At 57.0% G+C, this 26,727-nt stretch carries 14 protein-coding genes and 1 pseudogene; 4 read left to right on the plus strand and 11 right to left on the minus strand.

The genetic code is table 11. The annotated features are described in order from the left end of the window. Positions 1–2: 2 nt before the first annotated feature. Together TERRO_RS09970 and TERRO_RS09975 are read right to left on the minus strand one after the other, a co-directional pair. Positions 3–1,583, minus strand: coding sequence for a sulfatase family protein (locus TERRO_RS09970; RefSeq protein ID WP_014785876.1), 1,581 nt, complete (start codon positions 1,581–1,583; stop codon positions 3–5). 137 nt (positions 1,584–1,720) lie between these two features. Continuing rightward, positions 1,721–5,133 (minus strand): annotated as a pseudogene (locus tag TERRO_RS09975) (TonB-dependent receptor domain-containing protein). A gap of 371 nt (positions 5,134–5,504) precedes the next feature. Here TERRO_RS09975 and TERRO_RS09980 point away from each other — a divergent pair. Beyond that, positions 5,505–7,757: a GH92 family glycosyl hydrolase gene (locus TERRO_RS09980; RefSeq protein WP_014785877.1), complete on the plus strand. Its 2,253-nt coding sequence runs from the start codon at positions 5,505–5,507 to the stop codon at positions 7,755–7,757. A 96-nt stretch (positions 7,758–7,853) separates the two neighbouring features. Here the strand turns inward: TERRO_RS09980 and TERRO_RS09985 are convergent, their stop codons facing one another. The 9 genes from TERRO_RS09985 to TERRO_RS22020 all read right to left on the minus strand — a co-directional run bounded on the left by TERRO_RS09985 (position 7,854) and on the right by TERRO_RS22020 (position 22,374). Further along, positions 7,854–9,326, minus strand: a complete 1,473-nt coding sequence (locus TERRO_RS09985; protein WP_169315297.1) for a sensor histidine kinase — start codon at positions 9,324–9,326, stop codon at positions 7,854–7,856. Continuing rightward, positions 9,316–10,734: a sigma-54-dependent transcriptional regulator gene (locus TERRO_RS09990; RefSeq protein ID WP_014785879.1), complete on the minus strand. Its 1,419-nt coding sequence runs from the start codon at positions 10,732–10,734 to the stop codon at positions 9,316–9,318. The genes TERRO_RS09985 and TERRO_RS09990 overlap by 11 nt, the downstream gene beginning before the upstream one ends. A gap of 16 nt (positions 10,735–10,750) precedes the next feature. Next, the gene (locus TERRO_RS09995) at positions 10,751–12,445 is read right to left on the minus strand and encodes a TolC family protein (RefSeq protein ID WP_014786158.1); all 1,695 of its coding nucleotides are present in this window, start codon (positions 12,443–12,445) and stop codon (positions 10,751–10,753) included. Positions 12,446–12,749: 304 nt separating this feature from the next. Beyond that, positions 12,750–15,305: an ABC transporter permease gene (locus tag TERRO_RS10000; protein ID WP_014785881.1), complete on the minus strand. Its 2,556-nt coding sequence runs from the start codon at positions 15,303–15,305 to the stop codon at positions 12,750–12,752. 44 nt (positions 15,306–15,349) lie between these two features. After that, a complete protein-coding gene (locus TERRO_RS10005) occupies positions 15,350–16,114 on the minus strand; it encodes an ABC transporter ATP-binding protein (protein WP_014785882.1) in 765 nt (254 codons plus the stop codon). Between the two features lie 23 nt (positions 16,115–16,137). After that, a complete protein-coding gene (locus TERRO_RS10010; protein WP_014785883.1) occupies positions 16,138–17,400 on the minus strand; it encodes an efflux RND transporter periplasmic adaptor subunit in 1,263 nt (420 codons plus the stop codon). A 195-nt stretch (positions 17,401–17,595) separates the two neighbouring features. Beyond that, complete coding sequence (locus tag TERRO_RS10015; protein WP_014785884.1) at positions 17,596–20,235, minus strand: ABC transporter permease; 2,640 nt, start codon at positions 20,233–20,235, stop codon at positions 17,596–17,598. After that, complete coding sequence (locus TERRO_RS10020) at positions 20,232–20,576, minus strand: PadR family transcriptional regulator (protein WP_014785885.1); 345 nt, start codon at positions 20,574–20,576, stop codon at positions 20,232–20,234. Before TERRO_RS10020 ends, TERRO_RS10015 begins: the two co-directional genes overlap by 4 nt. A gap of 556 nt (positions 20,577–21,132) precedes the next feature. Next, a complete protein-coding gene (locus tag TERRO_RS22020; protein WP_157178314.1) occupies positions 21,133–22,374 on the minus strand; it encodes a PAS domain S-box protein in 1,242 nt (413 codons plus the stop codon). 513 nt (positions 22,375–22,887) lie between these two features. Here TERRO_RS22020 and TERRO_RS10030 point away from each other — a divergent pair. The 3 genes from TERRO_RS10030 (at position 22,888) to TERRO_RS22025 (ending at position 26,609) form a co-directional block, all read left to right on the plus strand. Then, positions 22,888–24,159, plus strand: coding sequence for a hypothetical protein (locus tag TERRO_RS10030; RefSeq protein WP_052313315.1), 1,272 nt, complete (start codon positions 22,888–22,890; stop codon positions 24,157–24,159). 68 nt (positions 24,160–24,227) lie between these two features. Next, positions 24,228–25,331, plus strand: a complete 1,104-nt coding sequence (locus TERRO_RS10035) for an amidohydrolase family protein (protein ID WP_014785888.1) — start codon at positions 24,228–24,230, stop codon at positions 25,329–25,331. A 54-nt stretch (positions 25,332–25,385) separates the two neighbouring features. Continuing rightward, positions 25,386–26,609 carry a DcaP family trimeric outer membrane transporter gene (locus TERRO_RS22025; protein WP_157178315.1) on the plus strand — a complete coding sequence of 408 codons (1,224 nt, stop codon included), beginning with the start codon at positions 25,386–25,388 and terminating at the stop codon, positions 26,607–26,609. The last annotated feature ends 118 nt before the right edge of the window (positions 26,610–26,727 follow it).

Consider the following 26,727-nt stretch of genomic DNA (forward strand, 5'->3'; position numbering starts at 1 on the left):
GCTCAGCGTTTTCGGGGTGGCGGCTGCACGTAGGATGAATCCTCCGGCTGCGTCACCGCAAACTGATCGTCGTCTTTCAGCTCCTTTTTCAGGCGGTATAGCTCCCGCTTCAACGCGGCAACTAGAGATTGTGCAGTGGGATCGCTGTAGATATTGTGCATCTCGGAGGGATCATGCACGAGGTCGTAGCACTCCCACTGATCCTTCTTCCAGAAATAGATCAGCTTGTGCGTCTCGGTGCGGACACCGTAGTGGGCACGTGTGTTGTGATCGCCTGGATCGTGATAGTAGCGGTAGTACATGGCATGACGCCAATCTTTGGGTGTGTGTCCCTGCCAGACTGGAAGGAAGCTGCGACCCTGCATGTCGGCGGGCGTCGGGCGGCCGGCCGCGTCAAGGAACGTGGGTGCGAAATCGCAATTGATGCCGATGGCCTTCGAGACTGTGCCGGGCTTGATGAATCCCGGCCAGCGAACTACGAACGGCATCTGGAGCGACTCCTCGTACATGAAGCGTTTGTCGAATAGCCCATGTTCACCAAGGAAGAAACCCTGATCGCTGGTGTAAATGACGATGGTGTTCTCTCGCAGCCCGTTGGCGTCGAGCCAGTCCAGCACGCGACCGACGTTATCGTCGACGCTTTGAACACAGGCGAGATAGTCGCGCATGTAACGCTGGTATTTCCAGTCTTCCAACTCCCGGCCGGTGATAGTTTTCTTCACGCCGTCGGACTCAATCTCGACTTCCATCGGCTTTGCAGCCAGCCACTGCTTCTGGTCCTCCGGTGACAGGCCTGCCGGTGGAACGATCTTGAGATCTGCGCGCGTCAGGTCACGAAAGACGGATTGCTTTTGTTCTCGCAGAGCATCGGTACGGCCCGCGTAGTCGTCGCGTAGTGTCGCCGGCTCGGGGATGTGGAGGTTCTCAAATTGCTTTCGGTGCTTTTCGTCTGGCGTCCATTCGCGGTGAGGAGCCTTGTGGTGCGACATGATGAAGAAGGGTTTGTCCTGAGGACGCTCTTTCAGTGTCCGGATCGTCAGATCGGCGATGATGTCCGTACAGTAGCCCTTGATCTGCGTGGAGCCGTCCTTGTCGTAGAACACTGGATCGTTGTACACGCCCTGTCCGGGGAGAATATTCCAAGTGTCAAAGCCGGTAGGATCGCTGCCAAGGTGCCACTTGCCAATCATCGCGGTGTGATAGCCGGCGCTTTGCAGATACTTCGCAACGGTGGGTTGCGAGCCATCGAAGCGATTGAAGATCGGCACACCGTTGAGGTGGCTGTACTTGCCGGTCAAGATGGTGGCGCGGCTGGGAGTGCAGATGGCGTTGGTGGCGAAGACATGATCCATGCGCATGCCTTCCCTGGCGATCCGATCCAGGTTGGGTGTCTGATTGATCTTGCTGCCATAGCAACTCATGGCCTGCGCAGCATGGTCATCGGTCATGATGAACAAGATATTCGGGCGCGACTTTGTCTGGGCCGCGTCAGCAGCGAGGCCTGTGAGCAGCGCACCCGCCGCAAGCGCTGAAGTCCCGATGAAGCTTCGTCGGGAAAGGTCATGGGATGAATGATCGGACATCTTCAAGAATTCCTCGGATCAAGATTAGACTGCTACGGCACCTTGTTGCACCGACTGAGGTTGTCGCCGGAGGTGAGTCCGCTTCTCTCCAAGTGAAAACGGCCTCACCATGGTGAGGCCGTTCAGGTTGGGATCCTTTAAAAGAGCAACTTCGCCCCGAACTGAAGCTGCCGCGGCGTGTTGGCCTGTGATGTGATGGTGCCAAACGCAGTGGAGTTGACGCTGGTGTTGGGTGCGCCGAATTGCACGTGGTTGAAGACGTTGAAGGCTTCCGCGCGTAACTGCAGCTGCATGGTCTCGCGCAGGTGGAAGGCTTTGAACAACGAGAAGTCCGTTGTCACCAGGCGAGGCGAACGGAGCTGCGCAATATACGCGGGTGCGTTGCCGAGCGAGAAGGCCGCAGGCTGGGTGAAAGCGGACGTATCGAACGAACGGGTCAGACGGTCGTGGATGTCGCCGCCAAGTGTTGGGTTTGAGCCGTTCCAGTTGGCATACAGCGTCGGGTTGCCGAGGCCGGAGGTATTGCTGGCAGTGACCTGCAGTGGTGTTCCACTCTGCAGTGTGGTGATGCCGTTCACCTGCCACCCCCCAATGAGTGCGTCCACCGCCCGGTTCATGTTCGTGCCGAAGGATCGGCCCACGCCGACGGGGAGTTCGTAGGTGTAGGCAAGAACCACGCGGTGCGGAACGTCCTGTGAGGCGATGGCGTAGTCGTACATCGGGTTGTAGCTGTCCTGGTGGGTTACGTTTGAGTCGCGCGATCTGGAGTAGACATAGTTGCCTCTCACCTCCAGGCCGAAGCTCATCCGCTTTTCGAGCTGGATCTGCAGGGCGTTGTACTTCGTCTGCGCTCCTGTCATAAAGAGCGGTTGCACGCTGGTGAATTGCGGGTAAGGACGCAGCAACTGGGCACGGCTGACGCGTGCCGCGGAGAGTGCACCGCGCGTGATGGTGCCGAAGAAAGGGTTCGGCAGCAGATCGTTCAAAGTCGCCCCAAGTGCCAACGCCGAAACAGGAAGCTGATTGAAGTCAATGCCGCCTTCGCGGCTCTGCTGAAGCTTTACCCCGTGATTGCCCACGTAGCCCACCTGAACATGGAGCTTTCCAGGCAGTTCCCGATCGACGTTGATTGTGTACTGCTCTGTGTAGGGCGTGGGCGTGTTTCGCAACACACCTTGGATCTGTCCCCCAGCACCGGTCGCAACACCCTGTGCGGCGCCCGGTGCGGGCTGGAAGCCATTCGGGAAAGGGTTATCGAGCGTGTTCAATGGCGTAATGCCGTCCAGTGAACCAACCCAGTCATTCTGCACGCGGAAGCCGAACGGTCCAATGGTGCCGGCGGCTGCCTGCGCTGACGGTCCGTACACCATGGCAAACCCCGCATGGATCACGGTGTTCTTGTCGACGGAGTAAGCGAGACCGACGCGAGGCGCGAAGTTGTTCGCGTCCGTCGAGTACTGGTGCCGATCCTGCCCACCGACTCCAACGAAGACCAGGCCGCCTTTGAGACCGGACAGACCAGACGCCTGCGCGAGGGCCGGTGACGCAACATTCGGATCAAAGAAATTCGTGCGGTTATAGCGTTCCGTCCGCGGTGTATCCAGGTCATAGCGCAACCCCATACTCAGCGTCAGCTTGGGCATGATGCGCCAATCATCCTGCAGGTAAGCGCCGTAGTAAAAGCTTTGAGTCGCGGCATCTTTAAAGTTCTGAATGAGGTCTCCCGTTCCCGTGCCAAGCAGCATCGACGCGATGCTGTTTCCCGCTGCCGTGCTCGCCGCGTTCGGATTGGGACCCTGCGTGAAGCCGTTGGTAAATGCATAGTTGCCGGATGTGTCGCGTGTCTCACGATCGTTCACGCGGATCATGCGTGCATCCAGGCCCGCTTTCACCACGTGATTTCCCTTCAGCCATGTCAGGCTTTGCAACAGGCTGTAGGACATAAAGGCGTTGTGGCGATTGTCTCCATTGCCAAGCTGCACATAGCTGCTTGCCGTCACGACCGGAAAGACTGGAAGGCCGCCGCCGTTCACGACGGACGCGGGCAAGCCCAGGTCGCTCGCCTGGAAGCCGAGGCCTGCGTTGAGGTAGTCGTACAACGCGCGAGCAAAGCCGAGGCGAACGTCATACACCAGACTGGCCTTCGGCGTAGCCGTGTAGCCGAGGACAAAGTTGCGCATCCAGTTGCGCTGTTCGATCCGGTTCTCTGCCTGTGTGATCGCGGTCGGAAAGAAGGGCTGTGGGTTGTCATCGTAAAAGCGGTCGGAGTAGCGGCCGAACAATGTCTGGTTGTGCGGCAGTCGAGCATCCAGTCGAACGTCCCAGCTGTCGATGCGGTTGTCCTGTGTGCTGGTGGCGAAGAAGTTGTTCTGCCCCGTGCGAGGGTCTCCTGCGATGTTGGGCAGCGGGTAGTAGTTCATCACGTCTGTGCGACGCGGCTCTGACGAGCTTTGGGAATGACGTTGCCGGCGAAGGGGGTACGTACATAGCCGCCTGATCCGTTCGACCGCGTGGTGAAAGGATCGTAGATCTGTACGAGCGCACCCGCAGAGGTGAAGGTTTGCGAGAAGTCTCCCTGGCGCTGGAGCAATGTCGGTACAGATGCCGTGGTCTGCGTGGCCTGCGAAGCGCGTAACAGCTCTGCCGAGACCAGGAAAAAGAGCTTATCGCGAAGAATGGGGCCGTTCAGCACGCCGCCAAACTGATTACGCTGGAAGGTAGGCAGCGCCCGCTTGTTGCGATTGGAGAAGTAGTCGTTCGCGTCCAAAGCAGAATTGCGCGCGAATTCGAAGAGCGTGCCGTGGAAGCGGTTTGTGCCGCTCTTAAAGGCAGTGTTCAGGATGCCGCCTAGGCTGCGGCCAAACTCTGCGGGATAATTCTGTCCCAGCACACGGAACTGGTTGATCGCGTCAACGGATGGGAAGACACCCACGCCTGAGTTGCCGTTGACCGTGGGAAATCCACCAGGAATGCCGTCCACAAGGACGTCGGTGTAGCCTTGGCGCGTGCCGTTGATGGAATAGCCGACTGAGTTGTAATTGTTACCGACCGAACCTGCAAAACCAGGCGTCAGTGCGATCAGAGAATAGGGATTGCGAGAATTCAGCGGAAGGTTCCGGATCTCGGAGCCGGTCACAACAGACGAAATGGTGACGTCCGTCGTGTCGATTGCATTTGCATCTGCTTCCACCGTGACAACGCTGCTCGCCGCGCCGGGCAACAGGCCCACATCGATTCTTGCATTCTGCGAGACATTGAGCGTGATGCCACGCTGCTTGTAGTGCTGGAATCCTGCTGCATCCACTTCAATTTGATAGCTGGATGGTGCGAGGTTCACGACGGTGTACTCGCCGTCTTTGTTTGCGGTAACAGTCTGGCTGGTATTCGTACCGAGGTCTGTCACCGTTACCGACGCGTTCTGAATCAACGCACCCGAGGGATCGTGGACTGTGCCAGTTACGGTCGCAGTCACGGATTGTGCGTAAAACGGGGTTGGAAGCACTGCAGCGAAGAGCAGCGCCTGCAAAGAGCGCCGGCTTGAAAATGACATGAGGAGGCCTTTCCATTAAAACGATGGCACCGAACGGCGCGTCAACGAGGAGACTTATGGTTTTGGTCATCCGGCCACCGTTCACTGCGGATCATTCCGCAATGAAGACAGACGTAGGCCCATCTTCCTCGACAGAGAGGCGATTCGTCTTCAACACGGTGTGAAAGGAAAATAGGCGACAGTGACGTCAAGCTCTCCCTTGGACCCAACGACTCCACAGACGGCAACAATGTTGAGAAACGCCGACGTGGCATGAGCCGTCCTGGACTGAGTGTTTTATGCGCGAGCCGCACTGACCATATCGCTCATGATCCCGTATTGCGTATCATCACCTCGTGCTCTCACCAAGGCACCGCTGGAGATTCGATCCGATGGCAGCAACGCGACGTCAGTTCCTGAAGGGCAGTGGCGCATTAGCGGCCGCAGCCGCAGCTCCCACACTTCCTGCCACAAATGGGATTGCGCAGAAGCCTGCGGACCGATCGCCGAAGCCTTTGCTGCCTCTGAGCGACTACGTCAATGTGCTGCAAGGCACTCATTCAAATCCTCAGTTTTCGCGGGGAAATACGCTACCGATCGTTGCTGAGCCATTTGGAATGGCGCACTGGACGCTCGAATCCAGAGGTGGATCCCCGTGGATGTTCGCGCCAGAGGACCAGCGGATCCAGGGCTTCCGATGCACGCACCAACTTAGTCCCTGGCTTGGCGATTATGGCTGGTCCACCATCATGCCGGTGACGGGCGAGCCAGAAGTGCGTGCAAGTGCTCGCGCCTCATCGTATCGACCGAGTGAACTCGTGGCGCATCCGTATGGCTTCAAGATGAACCTGCTTCGCTACGGGTTGGACGCAGAGCTTACACCGACATGCCGCGGTGCCGTGCTACGCACAATCAGCCGTCACGGCGAGCCAATCTCGCTGCTCATTGATGTGCCCGAGCCTGGCGCCGAGTTCACCTGGGATGGCAACAAGGGTGTGCTGCGGTGGAAGACATCGGCGAATGTCGGAGGAACGCCCGCTGGCTTCGCGACGTTTTATGTACTTCGCGTCGGTGTAGCAGGCGCTACGTTCGAGCAGAAAGAATTAAAGGCGGCAGGGACCGGACGAAACAACGCGGCCAGCGTAGTCGGTCTGATTCACTTACACGCTACACAGGCGGAGATAGCGGTCGCCCACTCGTTCCTGTCATTTGAGCAGGCTGAGCGCAACATCGACACCGAGGTTGGATCGAGCACCTTCGACGCAGTCCAGGCGAAGACAAAATCAATGTGGGAAGAGCACCTGTCGGCAGTGAAGATCCAGGGTGCCAGCGAGAAGCAGATGCGGACGTTCTATTCCTGCCTCTTCAGAACTCTGCTCTTTCCTCGCACCTGGCACGAGATCGATGTCGACGGAAAGACCGTGCATATGAGCCCATACACGGGCAAGTCCACACCGGGCGTGATGTATGCAGACCACGGGTACTGGGACGTGTATCGAGCGTGGTATCCGATGATGACCCTGCTATATCCGGAAAAGCTGGGCGAGATCCTGCAAAGCTGGGTCAACGCCGGTACCGAGGGAGAATGGATGCCCCAGTTCCCTTGCCCGGGATATCGTGCATGCATGACAGGGTCGTTGATCGATTCGTTGTTCGCCGATGCGGTGGTGAAGGACATCCCAGGCTTCAACAAGGAAGCCGCATACCAATTGCTGAAGAAACACGCCACACAGCCCGGTGATCCCGCAAAAGGATACGGACGGCGCGGACAAGCAGCGTACGCAAAACTTGGGTTCGTTCCGAACGATCTGGTCGAGCAGGCATGCGTCGAATCACTCGATGCGCACTACGGTGACTTTTGCATCGGACAGATCGCAACAAAGCTCGGACACGCGGACGACGCGGCGATGTTTGCAAAGCGCTCGCGCGACTGGCGGCTTCTATTCGATCAGGACACAAAGTTCTTCCGCGGCAAGAACTCCGATGGCTCCTGGGTTCCGAACTTTCGCGAGTACCAATGGGGATCACCGTATGTAGAGGGCTGTGCGTGGCAGCACCGATGGAGCGTTCCGCACGAACCAGAAGCGATGATGGAGGCTTTCGGGGGTAAGGAAGTCTTCGTCAACGAACTCGTCAAGTGCGTGGAGCAGGAACCTCGATTTGAGGTCGGTGTCTACCATCAGGAGATCCACGAGATGAGCGAAATGGCTGCTGTGCGATTTGGACAATACGCACATAGCAACCAGCCTTCCCACCACATCCTGTACATGTTCACGATCGGAGGGCGCCCAGACCTTACTCAGAAATGGGTACGCAGAGTTCTTACCGATCTCTACTCTCCGGAAGACTTCTGCGGTGATGAAGACACTGGCGCTATGGCCGCATGGTATGTTCTGAGTTCTTTGGGATTGTATTCACTGTGCCCGGGCAAACCGCAATGGATGCTCGGCTCCCCTCTATGGAGGTCCGCAGAGGTGCGCCTGGGGCTGAAGGGGAAGACCGTGAAGATCGAATCGGTGGGAGATCCGGCTACGAAGCCGTACCGTGCTTCCCTGTCAATCGATGGCATCGACCATAGCGGAGACTTCGTGCAGCATGCGGAACTATTGAGAGCACGGAATCTGCGTTTCGCTGTGAAGGCATAGACGAGAAGCTCAAGTATCTCCTGACTCGCGGACGTTATGAGGGTAGTTTCGAACTACCACCGGTGCCTTGCAGCCTTGGCCCTTTTGCTGTTCACCCTAGAACACCTCATTATTGTCACTGCGGGCTTGAATTGGAAGAGAGATTTCGGCGATACAGCCCGTAGAATCTTGCCGATTTCTCAAAGACAGTGCTCCACCATGTGCAGCGATGATCTGCCTTGACAGTGTCAGCCCTGTGCCCGTTCCGTGCTCCTTTGTGGTGTAGAACGGTACGAAAAGGTTCTCGGGGTTTGCTAAACCCGCACCGTTATCAACGATGTGTAGCGATAGCGACGCCCCATCGATCGTCCAACTTAGATCGATGAATGCGGCATCGTCTGCGGCTTCCGTATGGATCGAAGCTTCGGCTGCATTCTTCAGCAGGTTGATAAGTACTTGCTGTAGCTGGTCCGGGTCACCCTGGATCACAATGTCGGGAGAAGGAAGCACCCGCACCGCGGCTCTCGTCTCCAACGGCGTCGTTTGCTCGACTAAGGTCATGAGATCGACTTCTGTCATGCGCGGTTGGGGTAGACGCGATAACTGTTGATAGGCCTGCAAGAAACGATTGAGTGAGTCCGCGCGATCCTCAATCACAACGAGACCGCGCTGGAACTCGTACAGATCTTGCGTGGTGTGGTTGCTGTTCCCGAAGGGGATGGGCCGGGATCGCAACATGGATGCGATGGATTTGATCGGAGTCAGCGAGTTATTGATCTCGTGTCCCAGGACGCGTATCAGGCGCTGCCATGCGAGGCGCTCCTCTTCCCGCAGTGCAGCCGCAACGTCGCTGAGCACGAAGAGCGTATGTGGTACGCCTTGAAGGCGGAAGGTAGAGCGACGGACAGACCAGCGAACGGGAGATCCTTCTAAGGCCGTGCGACCATCATCTTCTGGCGCATAGACCTCTCCATCGCGAAGACCTGTGAGCGCACTGAGTTTGAGCTGTGATGCATCTTGTCCTAGCGCAGAGCGGGGGTGAAGATGCAACGCTCGTTCGGCAGCGTTATTGAGCAGGCGAAGTCTTCCCGAAGCGTCAAAGGCAAGCAGTGGTGCGGGCATTGAGGAAATGACGCTGTCCACGAGAGCGAGCGCGTCCAGGGCAGAGTTGCGTTGACGCTGCAATGTGCTGGCGAGGGCGTTGATCTCAAGCGCCAGGTCACCCATCGAGTCGCCGCGCCGTGCTCCGCGGGCACGAAAGGTGTAATCCTCCTCACGCAGTGAGGACACGATGTTCGAGAGAGTCTGCAACGGGCGCGTCATGCTCTCGAAAAAGAACGACGTGACGAAGAGCCAAGCACCAAACGCGACCGACAAACATGTGGTCAGAAGTGGCCAGTTGAACTGCTGATGAAAGCACCACGTGGTGACAGTGAGAAGCGCCGGGAGCGACGAGAACGTTATCCAGAGTCGTAGTCGCCGCTCATAGCTAAGCTTGTTTCGCCTTCGGCCCAGGGGCATCCGCCGGCGACTTGTGCCGTTTTGTGGAACAGGCGGCGTGATAGCTGCGCCTTGAAGATCAGAGTCCATGCTTTTCCATGCGACGATACAACGCTCCGCGACTAAGGCCAAGCGCCTCGGCGGCATGACTAACGTTGCCGGAGTTTCGGGCAAGGGCCTTTCGAACAAGGACAGCCTCGACCTCTTCGAGACTCATGTCATCCAGATTCGAGCTGCCCTGCCGAACGCTCTGATGGAGGCCGAGTTCACTTGCTGCAATCCGCGTGCCGCGCGCCATCAACACGGCGCGTTCCATCGTGTGGTTCAGTTCGCGCACGTTGCCCGGCCAGACATACTGCAGCAACTGTTGCAATGCGCCGGCTTCGAAACCTTCGACAGGTCGGCGGTAGCGTGCAGCGTAGCGGGCCAGGAAGTGTGCTGCCAGCGCTGGGATATCTTCACGCCGGTCACGCAAAGGCGGCAGTCTAATCTCCACCGTGTTGAGGCGGAAGAAGAGATCCTCGCGAAACCGTCCGGCTGCTGTCTCCTCCGCGAGGTTGGCGTTGGTTGCCGAGAGCATTCTTACGTCAACGTTGCGCGTGACAGATGATCCGACACGCTCCAACTGTCCCGATTCGATGACGCGCAACAGTTTCGCCTGTTGCCGCAGCGGAATGTTCGCGATCTCGTCCAGGAAAAGAGTGCCCCCACTGGCGAGTTCGAAGCGTCCAATGCGATCGGCGCGCGCGTCCGTGAACGCTCCCTTCACATGGCCGAAGAGCTCACTCTCAAACGTGCCGTCCGGCAGCGCTCCGGTATTGACTGCGACCAGCGTCTTGCCAGCACGCAGCGAAAGTTGATGGAGGGTTTGAGCGACCACTTCCTTGCCGGTACCGTGCTCACCCGTGATGAGCACGTTCGCGTCCGAAGGGCCGATGCGGTGCATCAGTTCCAGTACCGAACGCATCGCGGGAGCGGTTGCGATGAACTCAGCGCTTCCCTCCGCGCGCAGGATCCGATTCTCTGCTTCGAGCAGCAGAGTGCGGCGATGCGCATGGTAGAGGTCGATCTGAGTTTTAACGATCGCCAGAAGACGAGCATTTTCCCACGGCTTCTGCACAAAGTCGCTGGCGCCCCGACGCATGGCCTCTACGGCAAGATCGACATTGGCCCATGCCGTCATAACAAGGATCGGCAGTCTCTCGCTGTTGCTACCGCACCCTTGACGGATGGTATCGAGTAACTGAAGTCCTTCCCCACCGCTGGTGGTGTCACGTGTGTAATTCAGATCGATAAGTAACGCGTCATACTCGGTGTCTTCGAGATATTTGAGCACCAGCGCAGGCGACCGCGCCGCATCGACAACATAACCTTCCGCGCGCAGCAACATCGCCAACGCCTCAAGGATGTAAGGCTGGTCGTCGGCGATGAGTAAGCGACATCGAGGTGAGTTGTTGTCACCTGCATGATGGCGTCGTGATGAAGGCTCTGCGTTCATAGATTCAGCGAACCGCTCAGGGTTGCGGCGCAATGACCTGGGACGTCTGGGTACCGACGCGTGCCGAGGCCACTGAAACGCCATTATCGTCCAATGTTGTTCCGATTGCGCGCTGCAGCTCGACGCGCGATTTTTGATAGGCCGTTCGTGCTGCGACCAAGGCAGACTCGGCGGATGCGAGTGCCTGTCGCGCAAGCAGCGTATCCTGCGCTGATCCTGCGCCGAGCTGTTGCTCCTTGCCGGTGATGTCGAAGGTCTTTGCCGCAAGATCACGCGCTTTCGCGGCTGCGGCCACGCGTGCCTGCGCCTGCTGCAGCGCGTATTGAGCGTTACGGACTTCAATGCGGATCTGCTTCCGCTGCTGCTGCACCAGGATCTCGGCCTGGCAGGTCTCCAACTCCGAACGATACTGGTCGCTCTTGGCTTGACGGTTGCGTATCGGCACATTCACGTTCAGACCGACATAGTAGTTTGGCGCGCTGTTGTTGAAGGTGTTGGTGAAGGAGCCACCGTATCCCGTTGGAACGGTGGACACAACGCCGCCAGTCGAAGCAGGATTCGTGAGTCCGGCAAGACCAACGCCACCGTACTGACCGACGAGATTCACGGCGGGCAGGAGTGCGTTGTTCACGGCATCGCGGCTGATGTCACGATTTTTCAGATTGATGCTGGAGATCTTAAGTTCGAGCCTGCGAGAAAGCGCGTCATTAATGATGATTTCGGTGGGTGCCTGTACCTCCTGCGCACTGTCCGCCGCAACCGCACTCAGGTCCGTGGGATGAACGGGCATGACTTCCAACGTCGGATCGTCCAGATTTCGAGTGAGCGCATTCTTCATCAGCAACTCTTGAAACTGCAGCACGGACTTTGCGATCGTAAGATCGCCCTCTGCGCGAGCGACTTCGCCCTCATCCTTCGTGACATCGAGTGCGGGGATTGCCTGCAATGCAAGCTGTTTCCGACCGAGATCCAGGGTGTCATTCGCGAAACCCAGCGTCCGCTCTTTGACTTGCTCATCTTCAAAGGCAGCAACGAGATCCCAGTAAAGGTTCGCCACCTGTGTGATCGTGCTGATGACCTGTAGTTCAAATGCCTCGTCCGAAATCTTCTTGTTGTTTCGCGCAATGCGCAGGTAGCGAAGATTCGGGCCACGTCCGAATCCGGCCAGCAAGGGTTGATTGATCCCGAAATTGAACTGGGAATTTAATGTCGGGTTCAGAAAACTATAGGGACTATTTGTTGTCTGCCTGTTTCCTTGATAAGTAAACGAAACTGTCGTCCCCGTGCTGAAGGACTGCTGATAACCGATGGTGCCGTTGATGCTGTTATCGCGAAGCGTTGGAACGCCGTAGATCGTAAGGTTCGACAGAGGGCTCGTGGAATGTTGAACGTTTGCACTGCCGGTGAGGATGGGGTCGTACGAGTTAACTGCCGTACCGCTGCCGAGTGTGGACTGCACCAGGCCTGACGCGCCTGTGCCCGCGCCGCCGGCTCCTCCACTGGTGCCGCCCGCGCCCGCGCCCGTGGAACTGGACCCGAAACCGCCAACACCATTGCCCCCGGGGGTATTCTGCACTACGCCCGTATTCACACCGCGTGTGCTGCCGCCGGCCTTGGTGCGTTCAATATCCGCTTCGGCGATGGGGATGTTGTAGCGTGCAATCGCCAGGTCCAGGTTATTCTCGAGCGAGAGAGCGATGGCATCGGCCAACGATAATTCAAGAACTCCGTTATGCATCAAAGCATCGATCCGTGGAGAATTTGAAAGATTCGCTGCAGGCACGCTGGCAGGACGGTAAGTAGCAAGCGGGTTATGCGAGTGTGGAAGCGTCAGCGGCGTGGAAGGCTGAGGCGCCTGCAACGTCGCACCTTGTGAGGGAGCCACCGCCTGAGCAAACGACTGAGATGTAAAGAAAAGAAGAGTCGCGGTAGCGGCTGTCCTTCCCGGGTTTCTAAGAGCAGATCTCATGCGGCGGTGGTACTCGCTTTCTGATGACAGGAAACAGTTAAGAGGCTTACTCAGCGCGAAGTGCCTGCATCGGTTCGATGGAAGAAGCTCGCCGCGCCGGAACCACGCCTGCGACCAGAGCACTCAGCAAAAGCAGAATGCTTGAGACGGCAAGCGGCAGCGGATTCCAGCCCTTTACGCCGTACAGCTGCGACTGCAACAGGTGACCTGCAGCCAGCGCGACCGGGATGCCAATGAGCAGCCCAAGGATGGTCTGCTGCATTGCGCCGCGGAGAATCATCATGAGGACATGGCTGCGGTCCGCTCCCAATGCCATGCGGATGCCAATCTCACTGGTACGGCGGCCAACCGTATAGGCCGTGACTCCGTAGATGCCGAGCGAAGCAAGTATGAGTGCCAGGACTCCAAAGACTATAGTCAGCCGCACGACTGTTTCGTCCTGCGTAAAGTGATTGCTGACCTGATCGGAATAGTTCAGCAGTTGAGCAATTGGAATATCAGAGTTCACTGACTGGAAGGTGCGACGCATCGTGTTGGCAGCCGTCGCCGCATCCCCGTCATACCGCACGATCAGCACGGTGGCGTAATGAAAAAAGCGCTGACTCAGTTGGGCATCCTGGATAGTTGCCGCCGACGCATTCACGTGTGAGAAATCGACGATCTGTGTCATGGGCAGGAAGTACATGCCTCGTACCTCGCCCCTCGGGTCGCGGTACTTGGAATCATCGACAACGCCAACGATCTCAAACTCGTGCGCCAGGTCCAGAGTTGGGCCGAAGTGCGCTCCAATGACCTGCTTGCCCTGAAGATACTTATCCACGAAACGTTTGTTGACCACGGCGACATGAGTACTGGAAACGGTGTCGTGATCGGTGATTCCCCGGCCCAGTAAGATGCGGGTTCCGAGCGCGTCAAAGAAATGCGGGCTCACTGCGTCATAGCTTGCACCCTGATTGCGCACCGATGGGTCTTGACCCGGAAGCGCGACACCACTGCCCCAGTTGTTGTCGCTCATGGGGCTATAAGTTGCATAAGAAAAATCATGCAGAGTGGGAACAGCCTGGAACGCCTGATCCAGTTGGCGGTACAGCCCATCGAGCCGCTCATACGGCATGCCTGACGCCTGGATGTCGATAAAGGCGATGAGCCGCCCCTTCGGCTGAAAGTGGAAGTCCTGCCGCTCCAGGTTCCGCAGGCTTGCGATGAGCAGCCCTGCGGAACTCAGAAGCGCAACAGACAGCGCAGCCTGCAGAATGACCAGCACCTTTTGTGGTCGGGCACTCGAATCAGTTGTGCTGCGGTTGGCCCCGCGTAGGGCTTCCGCAGGATTTGCGGCGGTAGCGATCCAGGCCGGTGCAATGCCGAACAAAACTCCGGTGAGGAGCGAGACCCCCAGAGCAAAGAGCAGCACCGGAATGGATGGAGACGCCTGGAGCGGATTGATCTGCACGTCCTTCATAAGGAGTGCGAGCATGCCCTTGACGCCACCATAAGCGACGAGCAAAGAGAGCAGTCCGCCTAGTAGAGAGAGAAGCAACGATTCGACCAGCATCTGCCGAATCAGCCGGGAGCGCGGCGCCCCTAACGCGGTGCGGACACTCAGTTCCTGGCTGCGCGCCATACCGCGGACAAGCATCAGGTTGGCGAGGTTGGCGCACGTAATCAGCAGGACGAATCCAGCGATCATCATCAGCATGTTGAGGCTGCTCTTGTACTGATCGCCAAGGTCATTGATGCCGCTTGCCGCAGGGGCGAGCTCCGTCGTCTGCTTTGCAAATTCTGCTTCCGTAGTGTGGTCGCTCGGTTCACGATGCGCCCGCAACCACCGGACAAGCTGGACCTGTATCGACTTCTGGATGAGCGGCACTTGCTTGCTGTCGGGAATGCGAGCTAACAGATCCAGCCAGTGGGAGTTCGGCATCAGCGCCAGCTTTCGTTCCGGTTCCAGCAACGGTTCATGCGCAAGCGGGAACCACACTCCGGCAGGGTCGGCAGCGTTTCGCTCTCCCAGAAAGTTTTCTGCTGCGACACCAACGACCGTGACCGGTCGCCCTGCCATCAGCAGTGCCTGGCCGACGATCGACGGATCGGAATGAAACTTGGCTTGCCAGATGGCGTGACTCAACACCACCACGGGCGGCGCACCTTCCTGGTCATCATTGGGCGTGATCAACCTTCCAAGAGATGGCTGCACACCTAACACCTGGAAGTAATTTCCAGAGACTGCCCGAGCGTCCAGCGACTGTGCCCCATTGTCACCGGCGCGCCGAGCCGTCACGGTGAGCGTGCCGGCCTGCACAGCGAGAATGCCGTCCGTACCGCTCACCTGGTCACGCAGAGAACGGTACAAATCGTTCGAGAAGATGCGCCAGTCGTTCTGCAATCCGCCGTCGACACAGCATTCAATCTCCTTCCCCACCTTGTAGATCTGCTCCGGATGCTGGACCGGCATCGACCGTAGCAGCACCTGGTAGGTGAGTGTAAAAATTGCCGTCGTCGCACCAATGCCCAGCGCCAGCGTGAGAATCGCTGTTGCCGCAAACCCCGGCGAGCGACGTAAACGCCGCATGCCATATCGGATGTCCTGCAAGATCGTGTTCATAGTCTCTCCCCGGATGCGTGCTGCTGGATGGGTGCGGGTCCGTTTTAGAGGACAGCGTTCCCATTGCGGTAGCCGGCCTGGTATTGCTGGTCGGCCTCTGCGATCAGGTGCTGCAGTTCCCCTTCGGCTACGACCTTGCCGTCAAACAAGTGAACCTGGCGGTCGGCGTGCGCAGCGAAGCGGGGATCGTGCGTGACCATGCAGATCGTCGCTCCTTCGCCATGCAGATCGGCAAGCAGACGCATAACGGCTTCGCCGTTCTTGGAATCAAGGTTGCCGGTCGGTTCGTCGGCGAGAAGGATGCTGGGAGATCCAGCGAGCGCACGTGCCACAGCCACACGCTGCTGTTGACCTCCACTCAGTTGCGCGGGATAGTGGCGGAGTCGGTGCGCCATGTTCACGCGCTCTAACGCCTGCACCACACGGTCCTTCCGCTCAGAGGCATTCATTCCAGCCCGATAGGTAAGGGGCAATTCAACATTCTCAAAGACCGTCAGGTCTCCAATGAGATTGAAGCTCTGAAAGATGAACCCGATCTCCTGGTTCCGAATACGAGAGCGGTCCGCGAAGTTCAGATTTGCGACCTGCTTACCATTCAGCGTGTACTCTCCGGCTGTCGACGTGTCGAGCAGACCAAGGATGGAGAGCAGCGTGGACTTGCCGCAACCGGACGGGCCGCTCATGGCAACGTACTCACCGCGTGCGATCGAAAGGTGCACACCACTGAGCGCATGCGTTTCGATCTCGTCTGTATAGAAGACCTTGGTCAGCCCCTCGATGTGAATCAACTGGTTCGCTGCTACTGTCATGGCGTTGCTCTCCCATTCGCGGATCACTGTTTTTCGATCTGGACGCGATCGTTGTTGTCCCACTTGCTCATGTCGCTCAGCACTACGGTGTCGCCGGGTTGCAGCCCGCCCAGCACCTGGATTGCATTCACCGACGCACGTCCCACCTGCACTGAGGTACGTACGGCAGTCCGTCCGTCAGGAAGAACTTTGAACAGACTGAGCGTGCTGTTCTCGTTCCCCTGCGCGGGACGGCCGACATAGATCACATCGTTGAGGCGATCCAAATCGATCGTGCCGTCCACACTCAGATCCGGGCGTGCTCCCTGCGGCAATGATCCTGTTAACGCAACATCGACGGTAACGGTTCCGTTCTGCACGGCAGGATCGACCCGCGTAACCTGACCGGCGATGATGCCGTTGTGCGTATCAATCGCCGCAGGCTGTCCAATCTGGATATCGCGCGCCTGCGTTTCCGCGATTTTGAGGGATGCTTTCAACTGATCGGGCTGCACGACCTTGGCCAACGTTGTGCCAACGTCTACGTGTTCGCCGACCTGATGAGGTAGGTCGACAAGAACACCGTCAATTCCCGCACGAACGCTGAGTGCATCCGTCTGGCGCTGCTTCAGTGCAAGCATCGCCTGTGCCTGCTCTACTTTCGCCTGCTGGACCGCGATCTGCGTCTTCACGGCCTGCTGGTTCAACTGCAGCCGCTGCCCTTCAATGTCATTGCGCGTGTTTAGCTCGTCTGCCTTGCCGCGTGACTCGTTGTATTTCAAGCCGCTGATCACGCCGAGATCGAGCAGGTTCTTGTCGGTTTGCGCCTGCAGGTTGGCCTGGTGCTGGTCCTGCCGCACGGTCGCGGCGGCCGCGCGCTGCGTCATCAGGTCGCTCTGCAGCTTTGCCTCGGTGTTCTTCAGATCTGCCTTCGCCGCCTGCACCTGAAGCTGAGCATCCATTAGTTGTTGCTGGGTCGCGGGGTCGATCAGGTCCATCAGGATGGTGTCTGCGTGGACGACGGCGCCTGGTAGCACACGGATCCGAACCACCGTGGCCTCAGACTCGGCCGGTATCAGGCGAATCCGGTCTTCGCGGGGCGTCAAAGTACCGGGCCCGCGAACCTGCCGCAGCATCGGGCCACGCTTCACAACGTCGGTAAACACCGGTCCCTCAACCGTGGGGGAAGCCGGCTTCAGCCGCAGAAGGAAAAGGACAGCAACGGCAACGAGAATCGCTACCACTGAGGCAGTGATGACGTTGCGACGAAACTTCTTTCGTTTCAGATCGGGTCGAACGATATCCATGTACGGTGTCCTAGTGCACGGTGGCAGCCAAAGTAGATACGCAGATTCGCTGGCATTCGTGGCAGAAAGTGACCGCGGCCCGCGAGAAAGTGTCCATTCACGATTCAAGGTGTCCATTCGTGGACACCTTGATTTTGCAAACAAATGAAAGAGGGCACAGCGACCGATATCGCTGCGCCCTGCATTTCAGCTTGCTTACTGTGTTCGAAGTGCGACCAAAGGATTGATGTGTGCCGCTCGCCGAGCGGGAAAGTAACCGGCGGCGAGTGAAACCACAAGGAGCGACACCAGCATGGCGGCGAACGTCATCGGATCAGTCGCCTCTGTTCCGTAAAGCATTGCGGCAATACCCTTCGCAACGAGGATCGCCGCGACGGTGCCCACGGCAATACCGATGCCGGCAAGCCGAAGCGTGCGCTGAAGAACCGAGCGCAAGACGGAAGCTGGACTAGCGCCCAGAGCCATGCGTATGCCAATCTCTTGCGTCTGTCGCGTCACCGAATAAGAGATGACGCCGTAGATGCCAAGGCAAGCGAGCACGACACCGGAGGCAGCAAACAAGCCGACCAGCCATGCGAAAAACCGACGGGGTGAAGTGGAATGATCGACCAACGCCTGCATCGGCCGAACGTCCACCGCGCCCTGCGCCGGGTTAGTGCGCCGAAGAAGCTTCAACAAAGTGGGCTGCAGTGTCGCCGCGGATAGATTGCTACGCACAACCAGTTCCACCCCCGACATGTCGGAGAGTTGCGACACGGGAAAGTAAACCTGCCACGCGGAACTCGCCTCGACATCCGTCTCGTGAACATCGGGTACAACACCGACGATGCGGCGTTCTTTTCCGCTCATATCAACCATGTGATCCAAAGCGTCTCCACTCGGAAACAGCATCCGGGCAGCTCGCTCATTCAGGATGATGACCGGCTCGCTTGCATCATCGTCTTGCCACGAGAAATCCCGTCCGCGAAGATGCATGGCCATGGCCTCCATGTAGCCGGGCGTGATCATGTACACGAATGTCGGCATCCTCTCGTTGGGGCCATAGTGCACGCCCTTGATGCCGGGAGCACCCCAGGTACGATTACGCGCGAGCGGTAGGTTGTCAGCGATGCCGGCGCTCTGAATCCCAGGAATCGCACTGACCTGCTGCAGCAGATTCCGATAGTAGGGTCCGGCCTTCCCCGTCTTCAGGTCCGGCATTTCGACTGAGATCGTTGCGGCGTGCGATGGCTGGAAACCGAGATCAATCTCCATAACCTTCAAAAAGCTGCGCAGCAACAGACCTGCTCCGACGACAAGCACGCAGGCAAGCGCTACCTCTGAGATGATCAGCGCATTCCGCAGGCCCTCGTGCTTCCGCCCCTCGCTTGCTCCAGGACCGCTGTCCTTGAGCGTCGCCTGCAGATTCGCATCCGCTGTAATACGAAGACTGGGGACAACACCAAAGAGCAGTGTCGCGCCGATGCCAAGCAGCACCGTCCACAATAGCGTGGGCATGTCGATGCGCAGTTCGCTGATCAGCGGCAACGCCAGTGAACCCTGATGAGCCAGCCACTGCGTCACAACCGCAGCCAGCGCAATACCAATCGCGGCGCCCGCAAACGAGAGGAGGAGGCTCTCTGTGAGCAGTTGCCGAATGATGCGTTGACGACTCGCACCTAAGGCAAAGCGCAACGCAAACTCCTTACTGCGTGTTGCAGCGCGCCCAAGCAGCAGGTTCGATAGATTCACGCAGACGATCAGAAGAATCATCGCCACGGCACTCCACAAGACATACAGTGAGCGGCGCAGTGGACCGGCAACGTGCTCCTTCATGGGCACTGCTGCTACGGCCTTGTAGCCTCCTTTGCTGTCCGCCTGTTTCTTGCTCCAGTAAAGCTGCGGGAACAGCGTCGCTGACTCGGCCTCAGCCTGCCGCGTGGTAACGCCCGGCTTCAGGCGAGCGATAAGCGTCACGATGTTACCCCAGTCTCGCCCCTCATCCAGACTGAACGGAGAGAGGACATCGACGCGCGTGCCAGGCGAGAACGTAGCACCGAAATCGAAGGCGGCAGGCAGCACACCAATGATCGTTGCAGGTTTACCATCCACGGAAATCGCCTGATCGACGACATCGCGATCCCCGTGGAAATGGGTCATCCAGAAGGCATGCGACAGCATCACCACAGGCGACGCACCTTTGCGTCCGTCTTCCATGCGAAAGCCGCGTCCGAGTTGTGGCGGCACTTGCAGCACATCCAGCAGATTCGGGATAACACCGATTCCTGTGATCGGCGTAGGAATACCGGAGCCTGTAAGTTTCAGGTTATTCGGCGCGGAAAATGCAAAGTATCCAGTGACACCGCTGAATGACTGATTGCGATCGCGAAGATCCTCATACGCGTCGGAGGAGTATGTTGCACCAGACAGACCACCGCCCGCCTCGGCGGGCTGCAGCCACACAACCTGCCCCGGATTGCGGAAAGGAAGCGGCCTCAGCAGGATCGTGTTCACCAAGCTGAAGACAGCTATATTCGCGCCCATGCCAAGAGCCAGGATCAAGACCGCAATCGTCGTAAAACCACGATCACGCTTCAGCGACCTGGCGGCAAAGCGGAGATCCTGCCGCAGCGTATCCAGCCAGGCCCGCGGATGCTGGCGGTAGACTTGCTCCCGCGCCGACTCGATACCGCCAAACTCGATCAGTGCCAGACGACGCGCTTCGACCAGGGACATCCCTGCCCCCATCTTGTTGGCCATCGACTCCGCCAGGTGCGCACGGATCTCCTCCTCAACCTCTGTGGAGGGACGCTTCCGGAAGAAAAAGCGCAGGCGGCTCAACCTTGCGGCAATCATGCGAACTGCTCCGCAGTAGCTCCAAGAATGAGTGAGACGGCTGCACTTAAGCGTGTCCACTGCTCAATTTCAGCCCGAAGCTGCTTCTTACCAACCGGCGTCAGCGCATAGAATTTGGCGCGGCGGTTGTTGTCGGAGGCACCCCACGATGCTTCAATCCAGCCCTTGTACTCCAGCCGGTGCAGCGCTGGATAGAGCGACCCCTGGCCCACCTGCAGCACATCTTCCGAGATTTGTTGAATGCGCGAGGCGATCCCCCAGCCGTGCATGGGAGCATGAGCGAGTGTTTTCAGAATGAGCACATCAAGCGTGCCCTGCAACAGATCGGTGGATGGCGCCATCAACTCTCCCCTTGACGTTCGACACAAGCGTCCTCCATCCCTTGTCGAATGTCAAGGGGAGAACCCGTCATAAGACAGAATCGATAATTTCTACGAGAAAGGCCTTCAGCTTTCCTCCCTTTCTGGCTTCTTCAGGCCTTCTCACTTATGGGTGGGGTATTCTTCGCTCGAGGTTGACGCTCTTGGCCGCTCGCGGAGTCATGACTGCTTAGAGGCTTTTAGAAAATAGTCGCGGCCTTGCTGCCGCGGGAAGCCTACGCTCGGATCAGTCCTGCGAGCCGCGAAGAACCCCAAACGCCTCACAGCTTCGGCTCTCCTTAACGCAGCTTCTCGACCAATATCCTGCGCCGATGTCAGATTCAGCACATGGGAAGCCCCAACAAAGCAAGGTCAATGGAAGCGATCCCAGAATTCCTAATAAAGTGATTCTCCGGCATACTTCGTCTCCTTCCCTTCACTCACATCAAGAACACGAATAGTGGAGCGATGCAAAGTTCTTTATGACAAGAAGATTGCGAAGGCATCGGGCAGCTCGCGCTGACACCAGCGGCCCGACTTACACCACGTTGCCGCCAACCCATACGCAATCCATTCCTCCCAGCTCGAAGAGATCTCGTTCCGTGATGTCTGACGCGGTGATCAAAACTCCATTCTCTATACGAACGACCTGAACCCGCAGCCACCTGCACGGTACGTCGTGCGCCTGAAAGGAACATCGGGCAATGAAAGGGTGATTTGTTAAGGCCACCCGTTTACACTCCGCAAACAGGTCTACATCCCAGTTTCCGCGAAAGCACTGACTCATCCGCGATTCCGCTATCGATTCAGAGTGAGAAATCACCAACTTCTTGGCGTTTGAGTTTAGGTAGGTGAAGATAAAGTCGTCTATCTCATCTTTTCCATCGAAGACCGTTTCACAAATCAACAGAGCATCCATGCTGCTCTCCGCCGCAGCATGCAGCCGATCCCTTTCGCGTTTCCAGAGAGCGCCCATACAAAGCGCTTTGTCTGCCTGTGTTTTCTCTGCTGTCGCGTCAAACACGATCCTGGCGAAGCCCAGCAACTTCCCATCAGGCCCACGCATGCCGGAAATCTCACACCTTGCCCAGAAGCGGCCACCATCCTTCTTTAGGTGCCAGTTCTCTCCTGTGCATCGACCGCATTCTGCGGCTTCCCACATCTCGCGATCGGGGATCCGCTTTGCGACATCTTCGGGCAGATAGAACATGGAAAAGTGGCGAGCCAAAACTTCGCTTGCAGCGTATCCCTTCATCCTCTCCGCGCCGAGATTCCATGAACGGACTTGCCCCCGGCAATCGAGCATGTAGAGGGCGTAACTCCCAATGGATTCGACCATCAGGTGAAAGCGCCCCTCTTGGGAATGAAGACGGTCTCGATCGCAGACTCGTGACGGTGCCATCTCGACAAACGATTGAACTACCTCCGGATTTTGAAGTGCTGCCGCAAGTCGATACCCATGTCCTGAGACTGTTTGGATAAATTCACTTCCGTCCGGAAGTTTACCCATCGCCTTTCGAATCATGTAAATCGACTGAGTAAGGTTACCCTGCTCTACGAATGCTCCGTGCCAGACAGCCTCGAAAATCGCGGACTTGGAAACAACGTCCCCTTCAGCTCTGGCAATGAAGGCAAGCACATCCAATTGACGCCGTGAGAGTGCTAACACGCGCGGTCCGTCTTTTAGACACAACGGAAAGGAATGAAGGGAATATCTTCCAATTGCCTGAACCGGGGTACGAGCATCATGCAACATCGCTTTCGGCGTGCTGCTCATCATCAACCTCAATTCTCGTCCCATTTGAGTTTTTTTACATGGCGCTAGAACTAAGCTTGGCGCGCATAGAGAGACGGTTGGGCATCACGATATAGATCATGAAAGGTATTAGCAATCGTATTTTGAAAGGAAATAAACGTATCGCTCTGTGAACGAAAGCCAGGTGGGCCAGTGAGAGTAAAGCATTTTCAAGAAACTATCGTTCCTATAACTACCCTTGCTTGCGTCATCTCAAGCTGCATGGGAGTGTCGAACGTTTCATCCGCGCAGACCGCGAATGTTCAGCGCCCTGATAGTGAGGGAATCACTACCTTGCGTGAACGCGAACTACTTGCGCAGATCCATGACTTGCAAGAGCGGGTAGAAGCTCTTGAGGCTCGCCAAAATGGGACCAAGGGCCCTTTACACCTGGGTTCTCAGACTCCTGCAGGTGCTCTTTCCACACAACCACCTTCCGTCGACCCACTCCCGTCGTCAGCGCCGCCCGCAAATCTCACAACCCCTTCCTCCACTCAAGTGTCAGTTACTCAAAGCAGTCTCACCACGCGCTACGCGACAGCCCAGGCCCCTTCCAGCGCAGATGCTGCATCAACATCTCCTGCACAATGGGGCGCACTCGAACCTGGACGGGGCTTCAAACTGGCCAAGACGGAGTATGGGGAACTAAACCTCAGCGGCTACGCGCTCGTCCGATACTTAAATCAGCTCCCCGCCTCCCACACCTATACCAGCTATTCCGGTATTTCCAAGACCTCAAACGGTCGCAGCGACATTCAGCTTCAACGCGCCCTGATCTGGATGAACGGCTGGGTGTACCACCCGAAATTCAACTACGAAGTTCTGTTGTGGACAGTTAATTCCATCAATCAGGTCACGGTCGCAGGAAAACTTGGCTATAATTTTCATCCAGCCTTCAATTTGTACGGCGGCATTGGGGGCCTTCCGGGCGTCCGGTCAATGACCGGTGCGTTTCCCTACTTTGCAGGTACGGATCGCGTGATGGCGGAAGAGTTTTTCCGCCCTGGATTTACAACTGGCATCTGGGCAGTCGGCGCCCTTTCCAAGAAGTCCCGCTACATGGTGATGCTGGGCAATAATCTAAGCCAGATTGGTCTGACGGCTAACAAACTTACGCGGAGTCCTGCAGTCGCTGCCAGTGCATGGTGGATGCCTACTAGCGGAGAATTTGGTTCACGGGGCGGCTTCGGAGACTATGAAAGACACAAAACGCTAGCGACTCGTTTCGGTTTTTCCTACACACACAGCCCAGAGACCCGCGGGAATCAACCCGATCCGGAATCTGGCCCTGACAATGTGCAGATCCGAGTATCCGACGCTTCGCTTCTCTTCGGACCTAGCTCATTGGCACCGGGTGTGACCCTGCAAACCGCCCATTTCAATCTATACGCCATGGATGCAGGCCTAAAGTACCGTGGTTTCGCGATCCAAAGCGAAGGATACGTACGAAACCTAGACCACTTCGAGTTCCTGAGCGGCTCACTCCCATATCACAGCATCCGCGATAACGGTTTCTATACGCAAGCTTCCTACACATTACCGTCCAGAACTATTGAACTTTACGCCTTGACCTCCCAGATTTTCGGCCAGCAGGTCTACAGCTACGAGTACGGCGGCGGGACGAACTATCGCCCATTTCACACGCAGAATTTCCGGGTGAATGCAGATGTGAAGCGAATCGTGCGCTCACCTGTCGACAGCCTCTTTGGCTACTACATAGGTGGGCTCAAAGGCATGACTGTGTCGATCTCTTCCGACGTATTTTTCTAGCGCCATGGTCCGCATCGACTATGCGCCGACAAAGCTGATCACTGGTAGGAGACGTGGAGATAAAGCATATGACGATGACAACCAGGTTTGAAGCGTCTTATCCTTCGTTGATATTACTTGTGGCTCTAGTGGCACTCCTGTCGCTTTTACCGATGCGCGGTCAAAACTCCGCTTACGAGTTCAATGATGCTCATTTTCATCTGACGAACTACGTTCAGGAGGGTCCCGATATCTCAGAATTCGTCAAGATCATGGGAACAAAGGTTGGGCGGGTTGCACTCTTCGGGATACCGCTCCAACAGCAGTGGTCTTATCGCATTTCCGGCGAAAACGCACCCCGATACTATCTCGACACCGATGCGAAGCTTTATTACTACTCTTTCGTTGATGCTGTCATTGCGGAGCAATACAAATCCCTTCCGCAAACAGATCAAGAACGCTTTGATCCCATGATCACTGGATTCAATCCCACCGACATGTATGCGGTGGACCACATCCGTCGCGTGCTAAAGACATACCCGGGAGTATTCACAGGAGTCGGAGAGTTCTCGATACATAAGGAGTTTGTCGCTTCCAAGATTGTCGGCGATGTTGCCAGTCTGACTGATCCTGCCCTTGATCGGATCTTGGATTTCGCTGGCGAGTCGGGTCTGGTCGTTATTCTCCATAACGACATCGATGTCCCCTTTCCAAAACCGGCACACGATGCGGCGTACGCAAAGGAACTTGAATCCCTCTTTCGGAGACACGCAAACACGACGATCATATGGGCGCATATCGGCCTCGGCAGAATCGTAAAGCCCTCGAGCGATCAGAGAGCCTTTGTCGAGAAGATTTTGTCTGACCCTACTTTGACAAACGTCTATTGCGACGTCTCGTGGGATGAGACCGCCAAGTACCTCGTGGGGCAACCTAATGGATTTCAAGCAGCCCGCGAACTCGCGACCCGCTTTCCGGACCGTTTCATCTTTGGCACGGACGAGGTAGCACCGTCAAATGCAGAGAGCTACATGAAGGTATATGAGCAATACAAGCCTCTCTTGGAAGCTCTACCTCCCGCCGTGCGAGAAAAACTCCTGAAGAGCAACTATGAACGGGTGTTTGGAAACGGTCGAAGGCGCGTCCGGGTCTGGGAGGCAGAAAATCTTCGAAATGACAGAAAGACAGAGTAGCGGGGTGATCTCCATTCGATAGCAAGAAGCGACATCTTTCGAGGAGTGACTTTTATGGACCACACCAGCAAGCGAATCAGGTTTCGAATGTCAACGACATCGAGTGGGCTGCGGCTCCTCATTAAGGGATGGCGCGAAATCCTAATCGTCGCACTCCTCTTTATTCCCACAACAGCCTTTTGTCAGGCCCCAGCCCCTGATCTTGAAGGCTTGAAGAACAGGCTTGCGAAACTCGAGAACGAGGTGCAGGCGATCCGATCTGCGATCACATCTATCGAGACAAAAACGGCACCCGCAGTGGAATCTGCACCAGAAGTGCATAGCAAGGTTCGACCTGTTGAGCCCGCATCCCAGGTTCCGCTCCCAAGCGTCGTTCATATTGGTGCGGCGACCGACACAAGGGAGACGATCAATCAGGTTGAAGTCGGTGCGACCCGCATCAATAACGAGTCGTTGGATCCTGCGCGACGCGGATATTTTAAGCTTCCGTTGACAGATACGCTGATTCAGATCAATGGCTTCGTAAAGAGCGATCTGTTCATTGACACAAACTATGCAGGTGCCTACTCTGGCGCCTATGTTCCCTCCCTATTCCCCTCTAGCCCCCAACCACACTCTGTTAACTCCAGCGTGGTCATGAAGGCGTCTCGGCTCGCTCTCACGATATTGCAGCCAGCTTCCGCTAAGACCGTGAAGGGATACTTCGAGGTTGATGCACTGGGCAGCACGTCAGGTACTTCCATACGCATTCGACACATCTACGCTCAGTACCTAAACATCCTTGGCGGCCAAACGTGGAGCGCGTTTGGCGATCCTGATGTCTTTCCCAATACATTAGAGTTTGAGGGCCCTCCGGGCATCATCGGACTGCGCAACCCGCAGATTCGGTACACACAAGCAATCAATGCGAAGCACAGCATCGGCTTCTCGGTCGAGAACCCGGGAACGGACACTCCTGCCAACACTCCATTTGGCACTCCTACTGGAACTTCGACCAGACCGGACCTGGTGGCGTTTTACCGCCTTGAGACACCCCATGGACACATTCAGTCGGCGTTCATCTCGCGATCGGTAGGCGGGGTTGTCGCTGGCACCTCCCAATCCAATTTGCGACAGCACCTCAATGGTTACGGCGCGTCACTCTCTGGCGCCTTCGCCTTTGGTCGCAATAAAGGAGAAAGCATAGTGGCTCAGGCGGTAATTGGGAAGGGCATCTCCAACTACTACAACGATAATTTTGGTCTGGGCTCAGACGTAGGCTTCTCGGCAAACAATTGACTCGTCACAACACCAAGTGGCTCGGTGTCAGCCGGCTACACCCATCCCTGGACGCCCATCCTATTCTCAAACATCAGTTACGGTTTTCTTAAAATCAATAATGCCGCGCAGGATCCTG

Source organism: Terriglobus roseus DSM 18391, from assembly GCF_000265425.1.
Lineage (GTDB): Bacteria > Acidobacteriota > Terriglobia > Terriglobales > Acidobacteriaceae > Terriglobus > Terriglobus roseus.